Annotated in this window: 32 protein-coding genes, 1 pseudogene and 1 riboswitch; of the genes and pseudogenes, 8 read left to right on the top strand and 25 right to left on the bottom strand. The window is 34.7% G+C overall.

The window, feature by feature from the left end; genetic code table 11:
- The first annotated feature begins 62 nt into the window (after positions 1-62).
- Positions 63-302, top strand: a complete 240-nt coding sequence (gene dltC / locus AC1Q8N_RS16215) for a D-alanine--poly(phosphoribitol) ligase subunit DltC (protein WP_000807310.1) — start codon at positions 63-65, stop codon at positions 300-302.
- Complete coding sequence (gene dltD / locus AC1Q8N_RS16210) at positions 299-1,474, top strand: D-alanyl-lipoteichoic acid biosynthesis protein DltD (RefSeq protein WP_048544965.1); 1,176 nt, start codon at positions 299-301, stop codon at positions 1,472-1,474. The genes dltC and dltD overlap by 4 nt, the downstream gene beginning before the upstream one ends.
- Positions 1,475-1,491: 17 nt before the next feature.
- Here the strand turns inward: dltD and AC1Q8N_RS16205 are convergent, their stop codons facing one another.
- Complete coding sequence (locus AC1Q8N_RS16205) at positions 1,492-2,586, bottom strand: NAD(P)H-dependent flavin oxidoreductase (RefSeq protein WP_098077847.1); 1,095 nt, start codon at positions 2,584-2,586, stop codon at positions 1,492-1,494.
- A 115-nt stretch (positions 2,587-2,701) separates the two neighbouring features.
- Between AC1Q8N_RS16205 and AC1Q8N_RS16200 the strand changes: the two genes are divergently transcribed.
- Positions 2,702-3,622, top strand: coding sequence for a S66 peptidase family protein (locus AC1Q8N_RS16200; protein ID WP_098077935.1), 921 nt, complete (start codon positions 2,702-2,704; stop codon positions 3,620-3,622).
- 27 nt (positions 3,623-3,649) lie between these two features.
- Here AC1Q8N_RS16200 and AC1Q8N_RS16195 read toward each other — a convergent pair whose 3' ends face one another.
- The 3 genes from AC1Q8N_RS16195 to AC1Q8N_RS16185 all read right to left on the bottom strand — a co-directional run bounded on the left by AC1Q8N_RS16195 (position 3,650) and on the right by AC1Q8N_RS16185 (position 5,172).
- The gene (locus AC1Q8N_RS16195; RefSeq protein ID WP_000435201.1) at positions 3,650-4,048 is read right to left on the bottom strand and encodes an SseB family protein; all 399 of its coding nucleotides are present in this window, start codon (positions 4,046-4,048) and stop codon (positions 3,650-3,652) included.
- Positions 4,049-4,133: 85 nt separating this feature from the next.
- Complete coding sequence (locus tag AC1Q8N_RS16190; RefSeq protein WP_048544974.1) at positions 4,134-4,688, bottom strand: cysteine hydrolase family protein; 555 nt, start codon at positions 4,686-4,688, stop codon at positions 4,134-4,136.
- Positions 4,678-5,172 (bottom strand): carboxymuconolactone decarboxylase family protein, encoded by a 495-nt coding sequence (locus AC1Q8N_RS16185; protein WP_098077844.1) that lies wholly within the window; start codon positions 5,170-5,172, stop codon positions 4,678-4,680. The genes AC1Q8N_RS16190 and AC1Q8N_RS16185 overlap by 11 nt, the downstream gene beginning before the upstream one ends.
- 63 nt (positions 5,173-5,235) lie before the next feature.
- On the opposite strand from AC1Q8N_RS16185, the gene AC1Q8N_RS16180 reads away from it, so the two are divergent.
- Positions 5,236-5,688 (top strand): Lrp/AsnC family transcriptional regulator, encoded by a 453-nt coding sequence (locus AC1Q8N_RS16180; RefSeq protein ID WP_001175500.1) that lies wholly within the window; start codon positions 5,236-5,238, stop codon positions 5,686-5,688.
- Positions 5,689-5,788: 100 nt separating this feature from the next.
- Positions 5,789-5,971 carry a DUF3913 family protein gene (locus tag AC1Q8N_RS16175; RefSeq protein WP_000707104.1) on the top strand — a complete coding sequence of 61 codons (183 nt, stop codon included), beginning with the start codon at positions 5,789-5,791 and terminating at the stop codon, positions 5,969-5,971.
- 29 nt (positions 5,972-6,000) lie between these two features.
- Here AC1Q8N_RS16175 and AC1Q8N_RS16170 read toward each other — a convergent pair whose 3' ends face one another.
- The 12 genes and pseudogenes from AC1Q8N_RS16170 to ykzS form a co-directional block, all read right to left on the bottom strand.
- Positions 6,001-7,014 carry a CPBP family intramembrane glutamic endopeptidase gene (locus AC1Q8N_RS16170; protein WP_098077842.1) on the bottom strand — a complete coding sequence of 338 codons (1,014 nt, stop codon included), beginning with the start codon at positions 7,012-7,014 and terminating at the stop codon, positions 6,001-6,003.
- Between the two features lie 202 nt (positions 7,015-7,216).
- Positions 7,217-7,993: an ABC transporter permease gene (locus AC1Q8N_RS16165; RefSeq protein ID WP_098077839.1), complete on the bottom strand. Its 777-nt coding sequence runs from the start codon at positions 7,991-7,993 to the stop codon at positions 7,217-7,219.
- On the bottom strand, positions 7,993-8,895 hold the full coding sequence (locus AC1Q8N_RS16160) for an ABC transporter ATP-binding protein (protein ID WP_048544983.1): 903 nt from the start codon (positions 8,893-8,895) through the stop codon (positions 7,993-7,995). Before AC1Q8N_RS16160 ends, AC1Q8N_RS16165 begins: the two co-directional genes overlap by 1 nt.
- A gap of 14 nt (positions 8,896-8,909) precedes the next feature.
- On the bottom strand, positions 8,910-9,704 hold the full coding sequence (locus AC1Q8N_RS16155; protein WP_048544985.1) for a hypothetical protein: 795 nt from the start codon (positions 9,702-9,704) through the stop codon (positions 8,910-8,912).
- Positions 9,701-10,399: an ABC transporter ATP-binding protein gene (locus AC1Q8N_RS16150; protein ID WP_098077837.1), complete on the bottom strand. Its 699-nt coding sequence runs from the start codon at positions 10,397-10,399 to the stop codon at positions 9,701-9,703. Before AC1Q8N_RS16150 ends, AC1Q8N_RS16155 begins: the two co-directional genes overlap by 4 nt.
- Positions 10,396-10,776 (bottom strand): GntR family transcriptional regulator, encoded by a 381-nt coding sequence (locus tag AC1Q8N_RS16145; RefSeq protein ID WP_000687513.1) that lies wholly within the window; start codon positions 10,774-10,776, stop codon positions 10,396-10,398. The genes AC1Q8N_RS16150 and AC1Q8N_RS16145 overlap by 4 nt, the downstream gene beginning before the upstream one ends.
- A gap of 216 nt (positions 10,777-10,992) precedes the next feature.
- Positions 10,993-11,961 carry a class 1b ribonucleoside-diphosphate reductase subunit beta gene (gene nrdF / locus AC1Q8N_RS16140; protein ID WP_493521279.1) on the bottom strand — a complete coding sequence of 323 codons (969 nt, stop codon included), beginning with the start codon at positions 11,959-11,961 and terminating at the stop codon, positions 10,993-10,995.
- A gap of 93 nt (positions 11,962-12,054) precedes the next feature.
- Positions 12,055-13,005, bottom strand: coding sequence for a ribonucleotide reductase barrel domain-containing protein (locus AC1Q8N_RS16135; RefSeq protein WP_306295567.1), 951 nt, complete (start codon positions 13,003-13,005; stop codon positions 12,055-12,057).
- A 383-nt stretch (positions 13,006-13,388) separates the two neighbouring features.
- A pseudogene (locus AC1Q8N_RS16130) lies at positions 13,389-14,516 on the bottom strand (ribonucleotide reductase barrel domain-containing protein); the annotation flags it as partial.
- Complete coding sequence (gene nrdI, locus AC1Q8N_RS16125) at positions 14,503-14,862, bottom strand: class Ib ribonucleoside-diphosphate reductase assembly flavoprotein NrdI (RefSeq protein ID WP_000634376.1); 360 nt, start codon at positions 14,860-14,862, stop codon at positions 14,503-14,505. The pseudogene AC1Q8N_RS16130 and the gene nrdI, both read right to left, overlap by 14 nt.
- Positions 14,863-15,338: 476 nt before the next feature.
- Positions 15,339-15,656 carry a hypothetical protein gene (locus AC1Q8N_RS16120; protein ID WP_097816701.1) on the bottom strand — a complete coding sequence of 106 codons (318 nt, stop codon included), beginning with the start codon at positions 15,654-15,656 and terminating at the stop codon, positions 15,339-15,341.
- 25 nt (positions 15,657-15,681) lie between these two features.
- Complete coding sequence (ykzS, locus tag AC1Q8N_RS16115; RefSeq protein ID WP_000356682.1) at positions 15,682-15,876, bottom strand: protein YkzS; 195 nt, start codon at positions 15,874-15,876, stop codon at positions 15,682-15,684.
- Between the two features lie 245 nt (positions 15,877-16,121).
- On the opposite strand from ykzS, the gene AC1Q8N_RS16110 reads away from it, so the two are divergent.
- Complete coding sequence (locus AC1Q8N_RS16110) at positions 16,122-16,700, top strand: GNAT family N-acetyltransferase (RefSeq protein WP_048544992.1); 579 nt, start codon at positions 16,122-16,124, stop codon at positions 16,698-16,700.
- A 37-nt stretch (positions 16,701-16,737) separates the two neighbouring features.
- On the opposite strand, the gene AC1Q8N_RS16105 is transcribed toward AC1Q8N_RS16110, so the two are convergent.
- A complete protein-coding gene (locus AC1Q8N_RS16105) occupies positions 16,738-17,340 on the bottom strand; it encodes a histidine phosphatase family protein (protein WP_075308623.1) in 603 nt (200 codons plus the stop codon).
- A gap of 88 nt (positions 17,341-17,428) precedes the next feature.
- Complete coding sequence (locus AC1Q8N_RS16100; protein ID WP_048545344.1) at positions 17,429-17,584, bottom strand: hypothetical protein; 156 nt, start codon at positions 17,582-17,584, stop codon at positions 17,429-17,431.
- Between the two features lie 263 nt (positions 17,585-17,847).
- Here AC1Q8N_RS16100 and AC1Q8N_RS16095 point away from each other — a divergent pair, with 263 nt between their 5' ends.
- A complete protein-coding gene (locus AC1Q8N_RS16095) occupies positions 17,848-18,033 on the top strand; it encodes a YkvS family protein (RefSeq protein WP_001165081.1) in 186 nt (61 codons plus the stop codon).
- A gap of 55 nt (positions 18,034-18,088) precedes the next feature.
- Here the strand turns inward: AC1Q8N_RS16095 and queF are convergent, their stop codons facing one another.
- Genes queF through queC form a run of 4 tightly spaced genes read right to left on the bottom strand, consistent with a single transcriptional unit; the run spans position 18,089 to position 20,467 of the window.
- The gene (queF, locus tag AC1Q8N_RS16090) at positions 18,089-18,586 is read right to left on the bottom strand and encodes a preQ(1) synthase (RefSeq protein WP_000918895.1); all 498 of its coding nucleotides are present in this window, start codon (positions 18,584-18,586) and stop codon (positions 18,089-18,091) included.
- 18 nt (positions 18,587-18,604) lie between these two features.
- Entirely contained in the window at positions 18,605-19,321 is a 717-nt protein-coding gene (queE, locus tag AC1Q8N_RS16085) for a 7-carboxy-7-deazaguanine synthase QueE (protein ID WP_098077831.1), read from the bottom strand.
- Positions 19,314-19,805, bottom strand: a complete 492-nt coding sequence (gene queD, locus AC1Q8N_RS16080) for a 6-carboxytetrahydropterin synthase QueD (protein WP_000368411.1) — start codon at positions 19,803-19,805, stop codon at positions 19,314-19,316. Before queD ends, queE begins: the two co-directional genes overlap by 8 nt.
- Positions 19,805-20,467: a 7-cyano-7-deazaguanine synthase QueC gene (gene queC, locus AC1Q8N_RS16075; RefSeq protein WP_000711595.1), complete on the bottom strand. Its 663-nt coding sequence runs from the start codon at positions 20,465-20,467 to the stop codon at positions 19,805-19,807. Before queC ends, queD begins: the two co-directional genes overlap by 1 nt.
- Before the next feature lie 93 nt (positions 20,468-20,560).
- A riboswitch (PreQ1 riboswitch) is annotated at positions 20,561-20,604 on the bottom strand.
- A 207-nt stretch (positions 20,605-20,811) separates the two neighbouring features.
- Here queC and AC1Q8N_RS16070 point away from each other — a divergent pair.
- Positions 20,812-22,020, top strand: a complete 1,209-nt coding sequence (locus AC1Q8N_RS16070) for an ATP-binding protein (protein ID WP_098077829.1) — start codon at positions 20,812-20,814, stop codon at positions 22,018-22,020.
- Between the two features lie 11 nt (positions 22,021-22,031).
- On the opposite strand, the gene AC1Q8N_RS16065 is transcribed toward AC1Q8N_RS16070, so the two are convergent.
- The 3 genes from AC1Q8N_RS16065 to AC1Q8N_RS16055 all read right to left on the bottom strand — a co-directional run bounded on the left by AC1Q8N_RS16065 (position 22,032) and on the right by AC1Q8N_RS16055 (position 24,621).
- Positions 22,032-22,148, bottom strand: a complete 117-nt coding sequence (locus AC1Q8N_RS16065; RefSeq protein ID WP_000038254.1) for a DUF6254 family protein — start codon at positions 22,146-22,148, stop codon at positions 22,032-22,034.
- A 100-nt stretch (positions 22,149-22,248) separates the two neighbouring features.
- Positions 22,249-22,782 carry a DinB family protein gene (locus tag AC1Q8N_RS16060; RefSeq protein ID WP_048545002.1) on the bottom strand — a complete coding sequence of 178 codons (534 nt, stop codon included), beginning with the start codon at positions 22,780-22,782 and terminating at the stop codon, positions 22,249-22,251.
- 144 nt (positions 22,783-22,926) lie between these two features.
- Positions 22,927-24,621, bottom strand: a complete 1,695-nt coding sequence (locus tag AC1Q8N_RS16055; protein WP_075308615.1) for a M3 family oligoendopeptidase — start codon at positions 24,619-24,621, stop codon at positions 22,927-22,929.
- Positions 24,622-24,706 lie beyond the last annotated feature (85 nt).

The raw sequence follows: 24,706 nt of genomic DNA, 5'->3' as shown, positions 1-24,706 counted from the left end.
CTTCTTATACTAATAAGAAGTTGCACATATAATATATTTCGGATATAAAGGAGATTTTAAAAATGGCAGAATTCAAAGAGCAAGTATTAGATATTTTAGAAGAAGTATGTGAAAACGATATTGTGAAAGAAAACTTAGATGTTCAATTATTTGAAGAAGGTATTCTTGATTCTTTCGCTGTAGTATCTTTATTAGTTGAATTCCAAGAGCGTTTAGATATTGAAGTTTCTATTTCTGATTTTGACCGTGACGAGTGGGCTACACCAAACATGGTTATTAAGAAGTTGGAAGAAATCCGATGAACAAAGCAAAATTTGGTCCGATGCTTTTAGCATTGGCCCTTTTTGCTGTATTCTTACTTATTCCAACGCGCTTTCTACTTCCACTTTTAAGTGATGAAAAAGTAGAACAAGCTGCCACTTCTTTAAAAGAAGAAAAGATTCAAAGTATGATTTTACAGCAAAAGATGTTAGCAGACCCGAAATACCTTCCGATGTACGGTTCATCGGAATTCGCACGTATGGATGCTTTCCATCCATCAAATTATTTCAAAGTAAAACCTGAAGGGTTCACACCATTCCTTCTTGGACGCGGAGGAACACAAGACCTTGTACATGTGTTAAATTTTGCATCTACAATGGATCAATTGAAAGATAAGAAAATGGTATTCGTTCTTTCTCCTCAATGGTTTGTACCACAAGGTATTGATGAAACACACTTTGCACCTAACTTTTCAAAACAACAAGGCTATCACTTACTTTTCAATGATGACCTAAAGCCTGAAATGAAAAAGCAAATTGCAAAACGTTTATTAAACTTTGAGATCGTTAAGAAAGAAACTTTATTAAAAATTTCGCTTGAAGGTATCGTTTATGATGATACAAAGCATAAAGTAAAAGCACTTGCTGCTAAACCTTTCGCTTATATTTATCGTAACATTTTAGATCGTAAAGATTTATTTACAGCAATGTTTGATATTAAACCGCATAAAGAAAAACTTGACCCTTCATTAAAACAAATGAATTGGGAAGAAGCTCGTAAACATGCAGATCAAACTGGTGCAGTAGAATCAGGTTCTAACGAATACGGTATCGAAGATGATTACTTCAACAGTAAGATTAAGAAGAAGTTAAAGCAACGTGAAGGCTACTTAAAAAATGATGCTTATGATCAATCGCCAGAATATGAAGATTTACAAATTGTACTTGATTTATTAAAACAATCTGGTGCAAAACCACTCTTCATTTCTGTTCCTGTAAAAGGTCCTTGGTACGATTACGCTGGCTTCCCGAAAGAACGTCGCGAATTGTACTACAAAAAAGTTCATGAGCAAATTGAGAAAGCTGGCTATCCAATTGCCGACTTCTCAAATCATGAGTATGATAAATACTTCTTAAAAGATCATATGCACTTAGGTTGGAAAGGCTGGGTTTATATCGATGAAGCCATCCAACAATTTTATAAAGCAAACTAATGAAAAGACCGCTTGAATTATTCAAGTGGTCTTTTTCTATATATATTTTGCAATTGTTCGATTACGTTACCTGCTTCTTTCATCACTCGCTCCACTACATGCTGAGCTGATTCTATTCGTGCTAATGATGACGCTTGCCCTGCCCAAAGCGACATGTATTCTCCTTTATTATGTTTTGCTGCTTCTTGGCGTATTTTAGAAGTTAATACATTTTGCACTGGATACATCGGAAGCCCTTTTTCTTTCCCTTCATATCTCTCTATAAATTCATTACGAATACCCCGTGCATATTTCCCGGAAAACGCACGGGTCACAGTTGTACTCGTATCTCTACTATGTAAAACTGCTTTTTTATACACATCATGCGTAATACTTTCATCACTCGTTAAAAAGGCTGATCCCATTTGAACAGCTTCTGCCCCCAGTGTAAATGCCGCAACAAGCCCTTGCCCGTTCATTACACCCCCTGCTGCAACAATTGGTATATGCGGGACTGCTGCTACTAACTGCGGAATTAATGCGAACGTCCCAATCATAGCGTCCTGTTCTTTCCCAATAAATGTTCCTCTATGCCCTCCTGCCTCGCTACCTTGACCGACAATAATGTCTACTCCTAATTCAGCAAGCACCCTCGCCTCTCTCACATGAGTAGCTGTTCCGATGACTTTTATTCCTCTTCTTTTTAAGTCATCTATTTCTTCTTTTTCTAACGTTTGAAATGCAAAGCTAACGACTGGCACGTTTTCTTCTACTAACACTTGTAATTGTTCTTTATAGCTTCTCGGAAGCTTTATCGTCTCTTCTTCCTCTATACCGAATTCTTTATTTACTCCGCTAAGTAATCCCTTTGCCAAGGTTACCTTCTCTTCTTCTATCTGTATCTCTTTCGTTAACAGTAAATTAACACTGAAAGGCTTATCCGTTCGTTCTCTTATTTTATAAATTGCGTCACGAATTTGTTCAGGGCTCATATAGCCTGCTCCAAGCGTTCCTAATCCTCCGCTATTACTTACAGCTGCAACAAGCTCAGGCGTCGTAATCGCACCTGCCATACCTGCTTGAATGATTGGATACTTAATTTGTAATAGATCTATTACGCGACTTGTAAACATCATTTCTCCTCCTATTCCCCTTATATCTTCTTTATTTGACAAACTTTCCCCTTCTTTTACAAGGGTTGAACTTCCTATGAAGCGAATATATTGAAAGGGAAGGAGGCTGAAAATGATGATTTATCCAGATGCGTTACAACAAGGTGATACAGTAATGGTTATTGCACCGTCCGGTCCACCAACAATTGAAAGTGTATTAAAAGGTGTAAATGTATTACAAGAGATGGGTTTATCTGTAGTAATCGGGAAGAGTGTTTATGAGAAATATGGATATTTAGCTGGAAGTGATCAAGTTCGCCTTGATGATATACATGAAGCATTTTCCAATCATGAAGTAAAAGCCATTTTCTGTGCACGGGGTGGTTACGGAAGTGCTCGTCTCCTCCCTCACATTCAATATGAAATCATTAGGCAAAATCCAAAAATCTTTTGGGGATATAGCGATATTACAGCTTTACATACGGCCTTTTCACGTTATGCAAAGCTCATTACTTTTCATGGCCCAATGGTTGAAGAATTAGGAAAAGGTGTAGATTCTCTCTCTTTATCTTCTTTCAATCAACTATTCCATCCGTATTCCACCATCTTATCTGCTTCAGAATGTATCGTACCTACCTCTTCTTGTACAGTTACAGGCACATTAGCGGGAGGAAATTTAGCTGTGTTAACGAGTATAATTGGCTCACCTTATGAGATAAATACGGCGAATAAACTTTTGTTGCTTGAAGACATTGGGGAAGAACCGTATCGCATTGACCGTATGTTAAATCAGCTACTTTTATCTGGAAAGTTTAATGAATGCAGCGGTGTTATTTTTACAAGTTGTCATGACTGCACTCCTTCTAAACCATCTCAATCATTACAAACAATATTATATGAATATTTCGCACCATATCATATACCTGTTCTATTCGGTTTACCGATTGGACATATAAGTCCAAACATCGGGATTCCTCTTGGAGCTACAGCGACAATAAATACAAATAATAAAACACTCTCTATTTCTTCTGGCGTAGCCAATCCGTATTCAAATTAAAAAGGAAAAGCGATTCCGCTTTTCCTTTTATTTATAATAATTAAAAATTCGTCCAGATGCGATATCTGCAACTTCTTCTGGAATAAATGTTTTACTTATATCAGTACCAACATTTAATACTGCTGTAGCATCTTTCTCAATGCTACCAAATAATTCTTTTCCACGTATCGTAATAAGGGGCGTTCCTTCTGGCAACACGTCTTTTACAAATTCCATTTGTGTAAAGAACGGAACGATCCATCTACCCTCTCCTTGGAAATGACGCAAACGAAGTATTCCTTCTGTTGCCCCGTCCTCTGCTTCTAGTGAACCAGCAACATAAAACTCAGTAGATAAGAGCAATTCATAAAATTCCTTTTGCTTCTGTTTATCGTCCCCTGCTACAACAAGTACTTCTTCTATTCTCTTTACCGGAATTTGCTCCATATGATGCCACCCCTATTTCAAAATGATTGTACTTAGATTATACGAAATATTCTTATTTTTTTCTACATAATTCGCAATTATTTTCTTAAAATAATTTTAATACTTCTTTTGTCGTTACAATCGTAGCAAACTCTTCATGTAAATTTACAAGTGTCATATTGTGAATATCCTCTGCATTATACTCTTTACCATCTAGACCTTTACGGTTAAAAGTAGCCGTTGCATCACTCACTAAATACGTTGTAAATCCTAAATTTCCTGCCATTCGTGTCGTAGTCTCCACACAATGATTTGTCGTTAATCCTACAACCACTACTGCATTACATTTGTTCTCTCTTAATTGCTCTTCTAAATTTGTCCCAATGAACGCGCTGTTAACAGATTTCTGAATAATCACTTCGCCTGGTAATGGCTTCAGCTCTTCTTTAAAGTTCACCGTTTCCGCTCCTTCATAAAACATCGATTGAGCATTTTCTTTATTTACATGTTGAATATGAAAAACTGGTCGTTTCCTTTTTCTCCATTCTGCTAATAACATTCTCATGTTTTCTTCAGCAAAAAGATTATTTCTCTCGCCCCAGTATGGTAACTGAAACGCCTTTTGTACATCAATTATAATAAGTGCTATTTTATTCATCATCATTTTCTCCTTCATTCGGCTGTAATTGAAACAGAAAACCAAGTTGTTGTGACGCAGTAATAAAACAAATATAAGCGCAAAGCTCTACAATTTCTTTTTCCGTCCAATATTGTTTCAATGCATGAAACATATTATCATCTATTGCCTTTTTATCATGAACAAATGTATGTGCAAAAGTAACTGCTACACTCATTTCTTCTACCTTTTGCATATCATCAGGTCTTCCCTTTGCCATACAGTACGGACATTCATTCCCGTACGCTAATGTTCTTCTTACTTGCTCCTTCAACTCTGCTGAAAGAGTTCCTTTACTATACAGCGTATTCTCTACCATACTCCATGCATGTAATAGATCCGGATTATGCCCTAATAACTTTTGAAATTTTGTATCTCCTATATTTGATAATGAAATTCTCTCCATCATTTCCCCTCCTATTTCCTTCTGTTTTATTGTAAAATAAATAAAGTTCACTTCACATTTCATATGAATCTTAATTTATATTTTTCCTTTACAAAAATTATTATTTTACTGGAGGTATATTTACAAATGCAACTAGACCGTGTCGATCGAAAGATTTTAAATGAATTATATAATGATAGTCGCCTTTCCATGCGTGAATTGGCGAAACGAGTAAATTTATCTGCTCCGTCTACTGCAGAACGTGTTCGCAAACTTGAAAGTGAAGGCGTTATTCAAAAGTACACAATCGATATCGATTATAAAAAAGCAGGACTTGTTTTAGATTGTATTTTAGAAATCACTTTAAAAAATGGTGATACAACACGTATGCAACAGTTTATTCAGTCTTATCCATCTGCAAGTTTTTGTTACCGAGTAACAGGGAGCTTATGCTACATTGTAAAAATTTCTGTTCCTTCACTCGTTGAACTTGAAGAATTTATCAATGATGTTTCTTCATATGCAACGACTGTTTCTCATATCGTATTATCAGAAGTATCTCTTACTCCTGATATTGAACATATCTTCCCAGAAGTTTAATTTATTTTTATTCATAAAATATATAAAAACCCCTTACAATAAGAATAAAAATAATATATTATGTATTAAAATACATAAAGTTCGAGAAAGGGGCTTTACATTGAAAATCTGGTTTTATGAAAAAACGGCACAATTAGATGACTTGCTTGGCATTTGGGACAATGTTCCGACTATCCCTCGAATTGGTGAAAAAGTGGAGATTTTAAAAACAGTCCGTATCGTTACAGATATTAAATATGTAAAGAACGGTAATAATTTTCGTGTAGAAATTATTACAAATTAAAAAGTAGCTCCTAAGGAGCTACTTTTTAATTATCTATCGTGCGCTTTCTTTATAACGATTTTATCGTCTTCTACAGCTACTGTTACATAATCATTTTCTTCTAATCGAAGCTTATTTACTGCTTCATCTGGTAGCTCTACAGCCATCAGTCTATCTGTTACAATCACTTGACTATACACTTCATTTTCTTGTAACAAACTTACTATTTTTTCCTCATTTATAAAGCGCATCGGCGGCACACCAACTTCTTTTACTGTACGCCATTGCTTCCAAACATACGGAGTTAACCACAGTAAACCAACAACTGTAAGACCGATACCGATCCATAAATTACTTTGCGCTTGTAATTCAGGAATTGAAATTGCACCACTCTCTTCTCCACCGACAAATTGCATACTTGTTGCAATCAAATTATTTAGAGCGTGTACAGCGATATTCGTCCATATATTTTTCGTCTTTATGTATAAAAGACACATCACAACACCAAACATAAATGCACCAATAACATCAAAATGTCCTAAACCAAAAATAAGTGAAGATATAATTACAGCTTTTTTAATTCCCCATTTATAAGCCATTCGCTGTAAAAAGAAGCCCCTAAAAATAACCTCTTCCATAATAGGTGCTAACACACACGCTGAAATGAAAGTAAATATCGTCATATATATGTTACTCGTATTAATAACGTTTCCGTCTTCTAACATAGTAACTAAGAAATTCGGTAACGTATGTGCTAATATGTAAAATTGAATATGAGATATACCAACTGAAAAAATCATTCCCATTATCGTTGCTAATACAATTAACCCCCACGGTAAACGTCCTGGCTTATCAAAAAAACTGTTAAATACAACATTATTTTTATTTGTTTTTACGTATAACCAAAATAACGGAAATACAAAAAATACAGTTATTTGTGAAATAACTTCCATCGTACTCTCAGAAACATTCGATAGACCTAATGGGATCATCGTAAGGAACAACCCTATAATCATCCATCCAAAAAAGCTACGGAGTCTTATACGTGAAAATGCATAGTGCATATAGAACACCCCCAAAGATAATATAAATAAATGGTCAGATAACTAAATTATAATTCGAATATAGTTGAAATTCTTCCTATTTTTCTCAAATACTTTCAAACAACATATCTTTTAAAATACCATATCACTGTTCTTCAAGTTGCCATTTAGGAGGAGGTTATGTAATAAAAATCCCCGTTTTTACAAGCGGGGATTTCTTTTATTATAATACGTCACGTTTTTGGAATAATACACTTGATGCTACAAGTAATACAATAAAGTATGCAGCTACAAGTAATAATGAAGTTGTAAATGTAAACTCTGTAAATGTTGGTTCCATTCCACCACTTACTAGTTTATTGCTATCGTAAACACTTAAATTCAAATGGAAAAACACTACAAATTTCGCTACACCTTTTGCAAACATCATCAGTACCATATTAATTGGTCCTTGTAAAAAGAAGAGGAACATCGTAATTATTAATGGTAATACAGATTTTCTAAATACATTTGCTAAGAAAAATGCAAGCGTCGCAAAGAAGAACGGCGAAAGTACTTGATATAAAGTAGATTTCATTACGATTCCTACCGTTAATTCTGTTTTACTACCATCCATTACAATTCCGCCAACAATCATTGCAATTAACGTGCTAGCAAATATGATAAATACTATAGTAAGTAACACTGTAATATATTTAGAGAATAAAACTGTCACTCGTTTTCTTGGACGGATTAATAACTGCTTAATTGTACCTTTTTGGAACTCATCAGTAATCATACGAGAAGCAATCGTAATGCCAAAAATTGTTGCAAACAAAGTAATTAAACCAATCTCTGAACTTGCAAAATCTAAATATGATCCTTTAAATTCAGTTCCGTCCCCCCATTTCAGCATTGCTAAAACTCCCAAAATCTCCAATACTGCAATAACACCAATTAAAATATACATACCTTTTTTCGCATGCAACTTTAAAAATTCATTTTGAATTAATTTAAACATTACGCTTTCACTCCCCCTGTAATCGCTAAGAACTCATCCTCTAACGTTTTATTTTGAACGGTAACCCCGTATACAAGCACATCGTCACTCACAAGTTTCTTTACAAGTTGTGGAATTTCTTCTTTCGTTACAGATACTACAATGACATTTCCTTGCGCCTTACCTTCAATGATTTCATTTGCTTTCTGTACTTGATCTACTTCAAACGCTACAACTACTGTCTCATCATGTTTTGCTTGTTCATGTAAGTTGTACTCTTGTACAAACTCACCTTGTTTAATAATAACAACACGATCACACATGAGTTCAATTTCACTTAATAAGTGACTTGATACGATTACAGCAATATTCTCCTCTTTCGCTAAACGTTGTAAATAATCACGAATTTGGCGAATACCAGCTGGATCTAATCCATTTGTCGGCTCATCTAAAATTAAGATTTTTGGCTGATGCAGTAATGCCTGTGCAATTCCTAAACGTTGTTTCATGCCAAGTGAATATGTTTTCACTTTTTTATGAATCGCATGCTCCAATTCAACAAGCTTTACAATTTCAGCAATGCGCTCTTTACTAATCGGTGTAATTGCCATGTTCGCAAAATGCTTTAAGTTTTGCATTCCTGTCATATAATCATATAGTTCAGGATTTTCTACAATCGCTCCAATTTGCTCTAGCGCCTTTTCACGCTCCGTGCGAATACTATGACCACAAATTGTAATATCGCCCTCTGTCATTGATATAAGACCTGTCATCATACGAATTGTCGTCGTTTTACCACTACCATTCGGTCCAAGAAACCCGTACACTTCCCCTTCACGAACTTCAAATGATAAACCGCGGATAATTTCCGTTCCACCAATCTTTTTTCGAACATTCTCTAACTTTACTACTACATTTCCCAATGTTGATTCCTCCTTTAGACTTCTAGTTTCTTATCGATTATGCGACCTGTTATATAAACAAATAAAACAAATATACCGATTGAAAAAGCAATACTATATAAATTCATAAGCTTTTCCGGATAAAGAAACACATTTGCTTCTGATGATTCATCTATATACACTAACTTTTTTATAAAAGCAGGTGTAGGTGCAAGTCCACCTAGCATTTCATATATCATATTGATTACTTTCGTTACTAGTAAAAATAAGAAGAAAATAATTACATACTCCATTTTTTTCTTTTTCAAAGAAAATACTTTAACGCCAGCTACTGTAAAAAGTAAAACTAACAATACACTTGATAAATTAAATACATATAACACACTGCTAAATAATTGTTTTACTATATCTAACGTAAGTGTACTTTCGGTAAATAACAATCCATAGAGTTCTGTACCTTTTATTACTTTCATCGAAATGCTATAGAAAAACATAGTACCTATTACTTCAAAACACATTAAGCTAATTGCCGCATATGACAATATTGCTAAAACAATTTTTTTACCAGATATCGGTGTTAATCGAAATAATGTACTTTCGGTCATTTTCCCAAACGCAGACATCGCCTGCAGAAATACTAATACCGCAAAAATTATATAAACTAAGAATACTAAGGCAACTATAATCATTTGCCTTACTTCTCCTGATTCTTGTTTAATATAATTCCCCATACTTACAAAAGCGACAGCTGCAATAAATATGAATGACAATAACGAAATGAAAATTTGTTTTTTATTCGCATTGTACATATATATTAAACTGGCCTTCATCTACTAAACACCTCCTTAAACAAATCCGTAACAGCTTTTCCTCTTTGGAAACGTAATTCCTCTACATTTTCATGCAATACACTCTCACCATCTTTTAAAAAGATTACTTCGTCAAAAATATTTTCCACTTCTCCAATTAAATGTGTTGCAATTAAAATAGTACAGTCTTCGCGATAAAACTGTAAAATAAGTTCCAGTACATGCTCCCTAGAAACGAGATCAATCCCGCCCAATGGTTCATCTAGTACGTATAACCTCGCTTTCCTAGAAAATGTTAAAATAATTTGTAGCTTTTCAACCATACCTTTTGATAAAGCTGTAATTTTTTCTTCTAACGGTATTTTAAATTCCGCAATCGTATCTACCGCTTTTTGAATGTCGAAGTCTTTATAAAAATCTCGATAGAAGAATAAAGAATCTTTTACCGTCATCCAATTATCAAATACTGGTTTATCTGACATAAAAGAAACAATTTCTTTCGTTTCTAATCCTACCTTTTTACCAGCAATTGTAATACTGCCTTCGGAAGGATGCTGCAGACCGGCAATCATTTTCAATAACGTCGTTTTCCCGCTCCCGTTATCTCCAACGAGTCCTATAATTTTCCCTTCCGTAATCTCTATGTTTAATTCACGGATCACTGCTTTCAATCCGTATCTCTTCCATAAGTTTTCTATTTTTAATAACTCTGTCATTCGCTCTCCTCCCTCTTCTCGTGTAATGAAGAACGAAGGATTGTAAGAATTTCTTCTTCTGAAAAACCTAAATTGTCCATTCCATCTATAAAAGAATGAAGTAATTCTTTCGCCATCTCTTTTCGCAGCTCCATAATTTTCTCCCCTTCATTCGTTACATATCGACCCATTCCTCTACGTGTGACAACAACCCCATCCCGTTCTAGCTCTTGAAATGTACGCTGAATCGTATTTGGATTTACTTGTAATTCACTCGCTAATTCACGTACAGAGGGAATTTTATCACCAGGCAATAAATGTCCTGTTACGATTTCTTTTTTTATGTATTCCATTACCTGAATGTAAATTGGTGTATTTGGAGAAAACTCTATTTTCATTTCTTCCCTCCTTTTGTATCGGTGTACTAGTTAAATAATACACTGATACAAATAGTTTGTAAATACCCATTTAATTACAAAAAAGTTCTATCCATTTGCTGGATAGAACTTTTTAAACAGAACTCGTTATACAAAAATAATAGTGTTATGTAAACAAATCCATAAAGAAAAGCTGTCTTATCAATGAATAAGACAGCTTTTCTTTATGAGTATATATTAAAAATCAAACACGAAGTCATCATCAGCTAACTTTTCAACGTTCGTTGCTTTTACGTAACCATTCCCTTTTACAGAGAAGAAATCATGGTTTTTCGTATCTGTACGTAAACCATTTAAAACGATTGGGTTAATTTCTTCTTCTTCAAACTTCGGCTCAAGTCCTAAGTTCATAAGTCCTTTATTCGCATTGTAACGAACGAAACGATTTACATCCTCTACAAGACCGATAGAAGTGTAAATTTCTTCTGTGTATGCCATTTCAATTTCATATAGTTCCATTAATAACTCTTGTGTTTCTTTTTGCACTTCTTGTTGATCTTCTGCAGAAAGTTCTGCGAAGAGTTGTTGTGCTAAAATACCGACGAATACGCCGTGAATTGACTCATCACGAATTATTAGGTTAATAATCTCACCACTTGCTGTCAATTTACCTTGACCTGCTAAGTAAAGTGGGTAGAAGAATCCACTATAGAATAAGTAACTTTCTAAGAATACACTTGCTACCATCGCCATGTATAACTCTTTTTTCATTACTTCAGGCTTTAATAAACGACGATAGTAACTAGTAACAATACCAGCTTTTTTCTCAAGTAATGGATGATTGTCTACCCATTCAAAAATATCATCAATTTCTTCTTCAGTAGCTAACGTTGTGAAAATATGACTGTAACTCTTCGCATGTACTTCTTCCATAGCTCCCATGAAAGCTAATACACTTTTCGCTTGTAAATTTTCAAGATGAACAAGTACAAGTGGCATCCCTTCGCCACCTTGTTTCGTATCTAAAAGTGTTAAACCACCTAATACACGCTTATAAGCAACCTGCTCTTCTTTTGATAATTGTGCCCAAGTATTTTTGTCAGAAGATACTGCGATTTCTTCTTCTGTCCAAAACTGAGCGATGTTTTGCTTCCAAAACATTAAACTAAAATCATCTTCTTTTTTGTTCCAGTTTACCGCACGCATTCAATCGCCCCTTCTCTAAATAAACATGAAAAATTGATAACTAAGCATGAGCAGGGTTCAGAAAACCCTGCTCATGATGTCTCACTTTTTATATTAAACGGTACAAGCTACGCACTCTTCCACGCTTAACTTACGTGTTCTCGTATAATAAAGACTCTTCAAGCCTTTTTTATGTGCATAGATGTAGTAACGTGCTAACTCACGTGTTGAAATATCACTATTAACGTAAAGAATTGTACTAATTCCTTGGTCAATATGTTCTTGGATTTCTGCGATTAAATCAATTAATTTAAACTGATTCATATCGTAAGAAGATTTATAGTACCAGAACGTATCTTTTGATAAATACGGCATTGGATAATATGTTGTCGCATTCGCATATGTTCTTGATTCGATTTGACTTACGATCGGCATTACGCTTGAAGTTGCATTTTGAACGTAACTGATAGATTGTGTTGGAGCGATAGCAAGACGGTATGAATTATATAATCCATTCTTCTTCACTTGCTCTTTTAAACTTGTCCAATCTTCTTTTGTTGGAATATGAATTCCTTCAAATAGTTGCTGAACTTTTTCAGTTACTGGGCTGTAATCTGTCGTTTCGTACTTTTCAAAGTATGTGCCATTCGCATAATCAGACTTATCGAAGTCTTTAAATGTTTCGCCTTTTTCTTTAGCGATCTCCATACTTTTTTCAATAGAGTAGTAATTTAACATCATAAAGAATGTACGAGCGAACTCTTTCGCTTCTGCACTTTCATATGCGATTTTGTTTTTTGATAAATATCCGTGTAAGTTCATTGCGCCAAGTCCAACTGAATGAAGCTCATCATTTGCTTTTTTCACAGTTGGTGCATTCGGAATGATCGTCATATCAGACACAGCTGTTAAAGCTTCCATTCCCGCATGAACAGCTTCACGAATTTCTTTATTTTCCATTACATTCACGATATTTAACGATCCTAAATTACAGTTAATATCACGACGGATAATATCATCTGTACCGTAATCATTTATTTCAGAAGTTTCTTGAAGCTGGAAGATTTCTGTCTCGAATGTTCAACCGAGTCCGCTACTCCTCAGTCCGTTGCTCATGCAACTGCTGTATGTCACCATACAGGACAGACTATATCATCACCTACAGCATTACCTGATTAGGTGCTCCGCTTTTCGAACGCCAATCGCTTGCGCTCTACTCCCATAAGGGATAGTCGTTAGGCTTTTACTTATCTTACATACTTCAGAATGTATCTTATTACTTTATGTTGTCCCATAACTCTGCTATACAAAATAATAAGATACATTCTGAACTTTTATATTTTCATTCTAAGATAAGATTTAGCACGGTAGGTTACCTCAAATTTGAGGCTTTCCCCGTTTAACGGAGTTTTCGACTAGCATTTCTACTAGAAGGTGCTACATATTTAACACAAGTTCGACATCTTCACAGTTCCAATATCCTTCAGTGGATGTTGGTTATTTGCATTTGATTTAAACATTAAGTATGGGTAACCAGACTCAAGCTGAATCATAGCAATTTTAATAAGCATATCACGTGCACTAATATCTAGCGGCTTCTTCTTCACTTTCGGATTGCTCATTAATTCATCGTACATTTCATCAATGTCTATATCATCTAAATGCTTTCCGTATTCTTTATACACCGTATAAGGCGCGAAAACATGGAAAGGTTCGTTTTTCTCAGCAAGCTCAAAGAACTTACTTGGAACGATAATTCCGATTGATAGAGACTGAATACGGCTCTTCTCATCGGCATTTATTTTTTTTGTATCAAGGAATTCAATAATATCCCAATGGAAAATGTTTAAGTATACTGCACCGGCACCTTTTCGTTGCCCAAGTTGATTTGCATATGAAAACGAATCTTCAAGTAATTTCATAACAGGTACTACACCACTTGCAGCGTTATCGATACCTTTAATTTGCTCACCGCGTGCACGTAGCTTAGACAAGTTTAAAGCTACTCCACCGCCGATTTTTGATAATTGCATTGCAGTATTAATGTTAAAGCCGATTGAATTTAAGCTATCATCCATCTCTAACAAGAAACAAGACACCATTTCTCCTCTTCTGCTTCGTCCCGCATTTAAAAAGGTTGGTGTCGCTGGTTGGTAGTTTTGTTTTACAATCATGCTTGCGAAGTGTTTTGCCTTCGCAACATCACCGCGTCCTAAGTATAATGAAACAATTGCTACACGATCTTCATAGCTTTCTAAGTATTGTTTTTGATCATTTGTTTTTAACGCATAATCTTTGTAGAACTTAGATGCTGCCATATAAGATTGGAACTCGAAGTTTTCACCATAAGCGATGTTATATACCTCTTCTACTTCCTCCAAGCTATACTCGTCCAGAACGTTGTAATAGTAATCATATTCTTTCATATACTCCATTCGCTCTGCCACGCTATTAAAATGAACGGTATTTTCTCTAGCTTCTTCCATAAAGACTTCTAATGCCTCTTTATCTTTATGAAGCTGATAAAAACCGTCCTGCATTTGCGTGATTTCATTATTCAGTTCAATGTGTCGCAATCTCCCGCACCCTTTCCTTAAAATATTCTACATCATTATTTGTTCCTGATAACTCAAATTTTGATACAATAGGCACTTCATATTTAGCAGAAATTTTGTCAGCACTTGCACCGAACATGTCTCCCCAGTTACGATTGCCGCTTGCAGATACGCCTTTTAATTTTTCATTATTGCGCTCTAAAAATTCTAAAACACGTTCTGGTACATTGCCAAAACCTGTTGTATACGTAATTAAAACAAAGTCTTCATCTATTACTAGATCTTCACCAATTTGAACGGCCGGCATATTTAATTTGTGAATGAAACGTTTCACGTTTCCTGTCATAGAATCATATGCAACTATCATTTCCGACCCTCCCTCTCCAATCTATACTCTCTGTATGTTGTTTCTTGATTTCTCTATATATTGTATTACGTTTCAAAATAAGACACAAGATATATGTATAAATTCTTTCTTTTTTTAAATTTTACTTTTCGACAAGACAGTCGATTTTTTTCAATACAATGACTATGAAACAACATTCTAAAACTCATGTCAATAAAGTGCTTTTCAAAAAAGTTGTCAACGAATTTAACCTTATTTTTAAAAAAGTTACCAATATATTTTGTCATAAAACGGCAAATGCTGGAGGAATATATTTCTCCAGCATCACGCAAAAAAGAACAGACATGAAACGATAATCTGTTCTAAAAAACGATTACATTTATCAGTTTTACTTTATTAAATATTATACATATACTTTCGGTTCGCGTTACATACTAAAAGATAACTATTATAGAAAAAGATTATTATTATGGAAATTCAACTTATTTATGAAAAGATTATTCTGAGTGCTCAATGCGCAAAATATCTTTTACAAATATATGATGTGGATTTTCATCTTTATCAATCATTGTACATACAGGAGCTTCTTCATCAAAGTACACAATCATTCCTTCTACATACTGAAATGTATGTTGAACTTGTACGGTTACTTTAATTTCTATAGCCTCTTCATATGCTCTTTTTATTTTCTGAAGCATTTTTGCCGAACACTTTCGTTTCTCTGGATACATGACCATCCCCATAAACCTATTGCCAGCTCTATCTTTCCACATATAATCCCAATGCGGTAATATGCCTTGTTTAAAATCGCCCATAATTCTCCTCCCTATATTCTTCTAGTTACGAACGTGGCGTTTCTGAATATGTATAAATTACTTGTCCGCCGCGCTGTGCGTTCCCAATAATATGTTTAAAATCTTCTCGACTTACTACAACTTCTCTGAACGTATAAAATACATCTTTCGTAACAACATACTCCTTTATTTCACCATTTTTCAGCTGATCCAAAATTGCATTTGCTAATTCTTTATCCATGTATTTCACCTCTATGCAATATTTTATTTTATCGTATATTCTATAGGTCAACAACTGTAAAATTATCCAGGTGCTATACCTTCATTTCATTTTCATTATTTTTCAAAAAAGATCTCTTTAGTATATGTCCACTAAATATCATATACTAACATAGCTACTTCTCTATATCAATCATTTCAGCATTCAATTATGCAAAGTTCCATACCACTATGCTACAATATATAAATAGAATTAGGAGGGATACTATGATTCGGAAAGCAAAAAAGACAGATGCGAAGGCAATTGCACCTTTATTATATAACGCTCTGCACGAAATTGCTGAAAAAATCACAGGCAGCACAGTTGAGACAGAAGTATTACTAGGACTTGAAACATGGTTCTCAAAAGAGAGAAATCGACTGAGCTATGAAAACTGTTTTGTATATGTACAAGACGGGGTTGCAGTTGGGGTTATTGTCGCTTATCACGGTAGTGAAGCAACAAGTCTTGATGCACCAATTGTACATTACTTAAGAGAATTACATAAAGATGAATCAATTACATTAGAAAAAGAAGCTGAACTTGATGAATATTACATTGATACATTATCAGTTTCAAGTGCATATGGCGGAAAAGGAATCGGTTCTCAATTAATTGAAGCTGCTGAAATCCATGCAACTGAAAAGGAGCATGAAAAAATCGCATTACTTGTTAATTTAGAAAACAAACGTGCCTATTCACTATATGAAAAACTAGGTTATAAAAAAGATCAAATCGTTATGCTTGTAGGCGAACCTTATGCACACCTCGTAAAAACATTAAACATCAAAATTTCTATATCTTAAAAAGAAAGCACACGATTTATATATAAATCGTGTGCTTTTATGTTAATTTTGTATTTAATATATTTCCATCCATCGCTTCGTGGAATGTATAGGTTGTACATCCCCATGGCTTCCTATGTAAAATAGGAGAACCAGACCATCCCATCGCTCTCAGCTCCGCACCAACCATTGCATTAATGTAATTATGACCTACAAGAGCAATACTTCCATGTACGAGAGCATAACGGTGTAATAAGTAAGCCGCTTGCCTTGCCCTCTCTCTTACTTCCTTATAAGACTCAACACCTTTATGGTAACCAAGTATCCATAATGTTCGCCCGATAAACATCCATACGTTAGGTTTACATTTCAACCATGTTGGAGCATAAAAATTCGTCGGAATTTCAGCTTCCCTAAAAAGAGAATTTTGCATAAAAGATAAAGAATTCATTAATTCAGCTGCTGACTGTATAGCACACCTTTGATCACTCGTTACAATCAACTTTGCTGCTTCAACCGCTTCCATTGTTTCCATTGGTATAGGTGCTTTTTCTGTTATAGTATGTAAGTCATATCCTTTCATCCATTCGTGAAAGGATGTAACCGTCATTGGTTCTATAGTACGATCTAAGCGGCCATGACGAATAAAAGAAATCTTCATTCTTTCCACTCTCCATTCATCACTTACGAACTCTATTATGTACTATTTTTAAATATCATACCACGCAAAAAAAGAAAGTTATACACCTTTACATATCCCAACCACTCTCATGTGTGACCCCAGCATGTATACCATCCATCCCATCAAAATATGTAGTCGTTTCATGATGACGAATCTTTTTTAAATTTATATAAGAAAATACAAATAAAGTTAATGCTATAACACTCCCCACAAATTCAAACATCATTTTACCGCCTCTAATTTCTCCCACTTTAGTAGGTTATTGTATTTTTTCATTATACCCCTATATAAAGATGCACGCATTTAAACCGTTCTTTTTTTCTAATAACTTGGAGTTCTTGCATATTTTCTTACAAAATGTGAATATTTTTCGAATTTTTACTTTGGAAACATTTACAAACTAGACAATATGGTTCAAAATAAGAGGAAATAAAAAAAAACCAAAATTATTCTTTTTTTGGAAAACTGTAACAAGGAGAGTTGCTTATGCAGATCGCAGAAACTGGAGATATCATTGAATTTAAAGGTGGAATGCAAGGCCGTGTTCAAAAAGTAAATCAAAACTCCGTTATTGTAGATATAACAATTATGGAAAATTTTAGAGAACTAGATATGGAACCTCTTACAGTTGTAAGTCATAAAAACTATACTGTCATTAATCAAAATGCATAATATAATAGAAAGAAAGGATCTGTATGTTATACAGATCCTTTCTTTCTATTATATATTAACGATTATCAATTGTTTCTGGATATAGATCATGGTTCATCATACGGTAGTCTGCCATTTGTTCATACTTCGTGCCTGGGCGACCGTAGTTGCAGTAAGGATCAATTGAAATCCCTCCACGTGGTGTGAATTTCCCCCATACCTCAATGTAACGCGGATCCATTAATTTAATTAAATCATTCATAATAACGTTCATGCAATCTTCGTGGAAGTCACCATGATTGCGGAAACTAAATAAATATAGCTTTAAAGATTTACTCTCTACCATTCTTTGTTCTGGAATGTAGCTAATATAAATTGTTGCAAAATCTGGTTGACCTGTTTTCGGACATAAGCTTGTAAATTCAGGGCAATTAAATTTTACAAAATAATCACGGTTTGGATGATTGTTATCAAATACCTCTAAAATTTCTGGGCTATATTCAAATAAATATTTTGTATTTTGATTTCCTAATAAAGTTACATCTTTTAAATCTTCATCTAATCTTCCTGCCATTTTAAACATCCCTTCTCATTATACTCCGCGTTTATTTCCCCATACTAACGCATGAAGCTGTGGCAATACTTTTGCATTATTCATTTCTTTACAGTTAACCGCTTTTTCAATAAGCCACTCGTATTTATCTAATAATTTTTTAATCAACATCGTATCATCCACAGTTTTTGTATCATCATTCCCTACTTGTAAGAAGAATGGAACATCTGGATAACGTTCGTGCATCTTAACTGCATACTCAAAGTCATAATCGTCAAATACTACTACCTTTAAACTAATATCTTTTCCTGCTAGTTTCTGAATAACAGCATCTAACTTCTGAAAATCAGTATTCATCGTCGAACTTGGTGGTTTTGGAGAAATCGTTATCTCATCAATTTGAAGTAACCAATCTTGCCATTTACTCCCTTGCGTTTCGATTGCCGTCCGCATTCCATTCTCTTTTAATATAGAAAGAAGAAACTCAATATTTTTCAACAATGCTGGATTTCCACCTGAAATCGTAACATGAGAAAAATTTTCGCCACCAATTTCTACAAGCTCGTTCCAAACGTCCTCTGCTGTCATCTGTCTAATTTGTTCCTTAGCCGATCCATCCCACGTAAAAGCAGAATCACACCATGCGCAACTATAATCACAGCCAGCTGTACGGATAAACATCGTCTTTTGTCCCACAACCATTCCTTCACCTTGAATGGTCGGACCAAATATTTCTAAGACAGGGATTTTACTCATCGAGCATCCACTCCCGTCTTACTTCCGCATAACTAGTTGGCGTCTCAAAAAGACGAACAAATTCAACACGAGCTCCTTTATATTCGTTCGCACGATTATCTTTTAGTAATGCTTCTGCCATCTTTTCATAAATCCAAACGACCATGTTTTCAGCAGTCGTATTCATTGCTGGTAACGTTTCGTTTAAATAACGATGGTCTAAATAAATTTCTATTTCATTCTTCCAAATTTCTTTTATATCTCCAAAGTCAATCGCAAGACCTATTTCATTTACATATCCACTAATCCCAAATACAACTTTATATGTGTGACCATGTAAGTTTTTACATTTCCCCTCATAACAGTGTAAATGGTGTGCTGCATCAAATGTAAATTCCTTGCTGACCATTACTCTTTTATTATGATATTTGAGCTGTTTACGCTGAATATCCTTGTCCATTTTTTGCAAATTTTCTACGATGCGAAATCCAAAGAAATTATCCATTAGTTATTTGCTCCTTCGCGTTCTTGTAGGTACGTATCTAATCCTGCTTTACGAAGCTGACATGCTGGACATTCACCGCAACCATCACCAATGATTCCGTTATAACATGTTAATGTTTTTTCTCGAACAAACTCGAATGCTCCAAGTTCATCTGATAATTTCCATGTTTCCGCTTTATCAATCCACATAAGTGGTGTATGAATTACGAACGGATAATCCATGGATAAATTTAAAGTAACGTTTAACGATTTCACAAACACGTCACGGCAATCTGGATAACCACTGAAATCAGTTTCACATACACCCGTTACAATATGACGTGCTCCAACTTGTTTTGCTAATACAGCAGCAAATGATAGGAATAGTAAATTTCGTCCATCTACAAACGTCGATGGCAATTCACCTTCTTCATGTGTAATCTCCATATCCGTTCTCGTTAACGCATTTGGAGCAAGTTGATTTAATAGACTCATATCTAGCACCGTATGTTTAATTCCTAGCTCTTTCGCAATTTCCGCTGCACAATCAATTTCTAGTTTATGACGTTGATTGTAATTAAACGTTACAGCTTCTACTTCTGCAAACTGCTCTATTGCCCAAAATAAGCATGTCGTACTATCTTGTCCTCCACTAAAAACAACAACTGCCTTTTCTTTTTTCATTTCACTCATTCTCCTTCTCTACTACGAATAAGAAGAAAGAACGTTCTTGAACTGTCACAATAAAAAAACAAAACAATACCTAAAGATATTGTTGTTTCCATAGTTTTTTATAGAGGGAGTTCGCGAACCTCTCCCGTGCAATGCACGGAATTCCTTCTTTCATTGACAAAGCTTATTGTAACATATTGTATACTACCAGAAAAAATTTCTGATTTTTCCGCTATTTTTCATTTCATTTCTTTCATTTTATAGTATGATGAATTTAATGTGAGAAGAGAGGAGGCACCCCACTGAAACCCTTTATTATTTATCTCTTTCTAAATATATTATTCATCCTTGTTACAATGCTCGTATACCATTTATTTTGGAATCAAAAAGGGAAACGTTCTCCTAAATTAAATTCAGCTATATTTATTGCATTATGTTGCCTCGCTACCATACTATGTATTACTTTCGGAGCAAAAACAAATTATGGATTTCAATTTGATATGCGCCATATCGTATTAATTGTCGGTACATTAACAGGGGGCCCTATTGCTGGTGCTTCCATCTTAACTGTATTAAACATATACCGCTTCTTATTAGGGGGAATAGGTGTTTTTCCATCCCTTATCGCCTCGGTTCTACTGTTTATTGTTCTACTATTAACATACAAACTATTTAACCGAAGTTCTAATCGAATAAAAATAGCACTCGCTATCTTTTACAGTCTCATATTTGGCTTGGGCTGGGTACCTTCTTTCCTCTCAGAGGTTACAAATAGCGCCGATTACATACCCCATATTATCGTGTACGAAATATGTACAATAATTGGAACAATCCTTATTTTATATTTGCTACACATACTACAAATGCAAGTTCGTCTTCAAAACGAACTTATGAATGCCGAAAAATTCCATTTAATTGGAGAAATGGCAGCGTCCATCTCTCATGAGATTCGCAATCCATTAACTTCAACAAAAGGATTTTTACAACTCTTGCAGTCAAATACATGCACTGAGCAAGAGCGAAAATTATATATCGACATAGCCATCAACGGAATCGAACAAGCAAATCATGTTCTTACAGATTATTTAACCTTTGCAAAACCAAGTATTGAAAAAGAACAAAGATTACAGTTAGAAGAAGAACTACTACATGCATTATCGTTAATTACACCACTTGCTAATTTAGCAAATGTGCGTACACATTATATAAAGCAAAGCTCTTCTTTTTTTATCGCGGGAGAAAAACAAAAACTAAATCAATGCTTGTTAAATATTTTAAAAAACTGCATTGAGGCCATGCCAAAAGGCGGTGATCTTTATTTCACATTAGTTCCTGATCATAAGCATATTCAGTTGTATATAAAAGATACAGGAATCGGTATGGATACTGAACAAGTGAAACGTCTTGGCTCTCCTTTCTACTCAACGAAAGAAAAAGGAACTGGACTTGGAATGATGGTCGTGTTCAGTGTTGTTCAAGCTATGAACGGAAAAATCGATATTATAAGCGAAAAAGGTACAGGTACAACCTTCTTATTAACTTTTCCACTCATACAAAAAACGTGATGAAATAATCATCACGTTTTTTCTGTTCCTTCAACTAATTCAGCAAAGGCTTTCACTTTACCATGTGGTTTTTGATTTTCTTTACGTGCTTTCCACGCGCGCTCTTCTTCTTTCTTTTTCTTGGACATACTTTTCAACTCCTTCTGTTCTTTCTCCATGTAGTATTCCAAAATAAGAAAGAAAACTATGCACGTATCAAAAAAGAAGTGGTCTCCCACTTCCTTCTGATTATCGTTGCAAAATTGCGTGTTTCGCCTCTTTTAACTGCGTAAGATGTCTTTGTTCATGCAAATCAAGAAATTGAACCCACTGATACAAATTCAACTCATTAAAAATAGGATGCTTTAATCCATTTTCAAATAAATCTTTTTCATCTACCACACTATGAAGCGCGTGTAATAGTTCTTGTCGTGAATGTTCTAGTAATTGAATTCCTTGCTGTTTTTTCATTAACGTTTCTGTTGGTTCCATTTGCTGAGGAGCTTCTCGTTTATGTGTGCGATCAAGCGTAAGTTGGAGGTCTTTAAATGGAGTCGTGTTTCTTTCATTTTTTTGTAAAGCATATACAAGGGCAGATGTAACTGATTGTTCAACTAAATGCAAGTGATGCAAAATTTGAATAATACTCCATTTATCACGGCGTGGCTTTACATTCACTTCTGTATCATTTAACATTTCAATTTCTGATAATAGCGTGCTTCGAGTAGACTGTAATGAGTTCACCAAACTTTCTAAACTCACATCCATATTAGATTGAAGCATACTTCTTTCCCCCCTTTTTGTTGGTGAAAAGAGGTGCTCCTTATTAGAAACACCTCTTTAGTATTCTGAATTTTCTTTTCTTTTATTATCTCATCATTTTCTCTTTATGTCGATGTTAAACATGTGAAAAAAAGCGCATGTTTTTTACAATTTTGTGTCGTCAATCGCACGTAGCCATGCTTCAATTTCTGTAATGACACTTTTCACACAGCCTTCAGCAAATGGTGATGTTAAATTTGCAACTTCTACTAATTCCAAAAATGATTTACTTCCACCTTGTTGACACAGATTCACATAATCTTCCCATGCCTCTTGTCTATTATCTCTTGCACGTTTCCAAAATTGCAGTGCGCAAATTTGTGCTAATGTGTAGTCGATATAGTAGAACGGCGAGCTATAAATATGTCCTTGACGTTGCCAGAATCCACCGCGCTCTAAATAATCATTATCTTCATAATCACGATGCGGCAAATACTTTTTCTCTATATTACGCCATGCTGTCTTTCGCTCTTCTGGTGATGCTTCTGGATTTTCATATACATAATGTTGGTATTCATCAACAGATACACCATACGGTAAAAACAGAAGTGCTGAACTTAAGTGAGAGAAATAATATTTATCTGCATCTTCTTCAAAGAATGACTTCATCCATGGCCATGTAAAGAATTCCATACTCATAGAATGAATTTCACATGCTTCATACGTTGGCCAATTGTATTCTGGAATTTCAAACTTACGACTTTCATATACTTGGAAAGCATGACCAGCTTCATGTGTTAATACATCAATGTCGCCAGATGTTCCGTTGAAGTTTGAGAAAATAAATGGCGCTTTATAATTCTCAATATATGTACAATATCCGCCACCAGCTTTTCCTTTTTTCGCAACTAAATCTAATAAATCATTATCTAGCATGAAATTGAAAAATTCATCCGTTTCAGCCGATAACTCTTTATACATCGTTTTCCCATGATTAACAATCCAATCCGCATCTCCTTTTGGAGTTGGATTACCAGTAGCAAACTCAAAGTTTTCGTCGTAATATGCTAACTTCTCTACACCGATACGTGCTTGTTGTCGCTTTCTTAATTCCGTTGTAACGGGAACGATATAATCAAGTACTTGCTGACGATAATTCGCCACCATTTCCGCATTATAATCTGTACGGTACATTCTTGCATATCCAAGTTCAACAAAGTTTTTGAAACCTAAAGATTTGGCGATTTTCGTTCTCACTTTAACAAGCTCATCATAAATACGATCTAACTCTTCCTCATTCTCAGCTAAAAATCCGTAATATGCCTCACTTGCTACTTTACGTTCATTTCTTTCTTTCCCTTGCATAAATGGAATCAGTTGCGATAACGTTCTTTCTTCTCCTGCAAAGTCAATTTTTGCAGATGCTAATAACTGCGTATATTGTGAAGACAATTTATTCTCTAATTGTAAATCTTTCACAACTTCATCAGAGTATGTTTTCAAATCACACTCCGCTAAAGCAAATAATTGCTTTCCATAATACGCTTCTAATTCTTCACGGAATGGAGAATGAATTAACGCATTATAATACTTTGTACCATATCCTTGTACAACTGGAGAGAATTCATCAAAGAAATCTTGCTCTTCCTTATAAAAAGCATCTGTCGTATCAACAGAATGACGAATGTAACAAAGATTCCCCATTGTACCGAAGTCGTTGCGAATTTCGTTAATTGAATTGATGACTTGTTTTTGTTCTTCTACAGTTTTTACATTATCAAACTTCTCTAAAGCAACAGTAAACTTTTCTTTTAATTCTTCAATATTTGGCCGTTTATATTCATAGTCTTTAAATGACATGAACTAGCCTCCTCTCCATTATGTGCATCCTTACTATAATTCAATGCTTACTTACAAATCTCCTCTTATTCTTCAACAAAATACG

It is taken from the genome of Bacillus sp. GW823-FHT06B01, from assembly GCF_058952315.1.
This window is presented reverse-complemented; position numbering and strand designations above follow the sequence as displayed.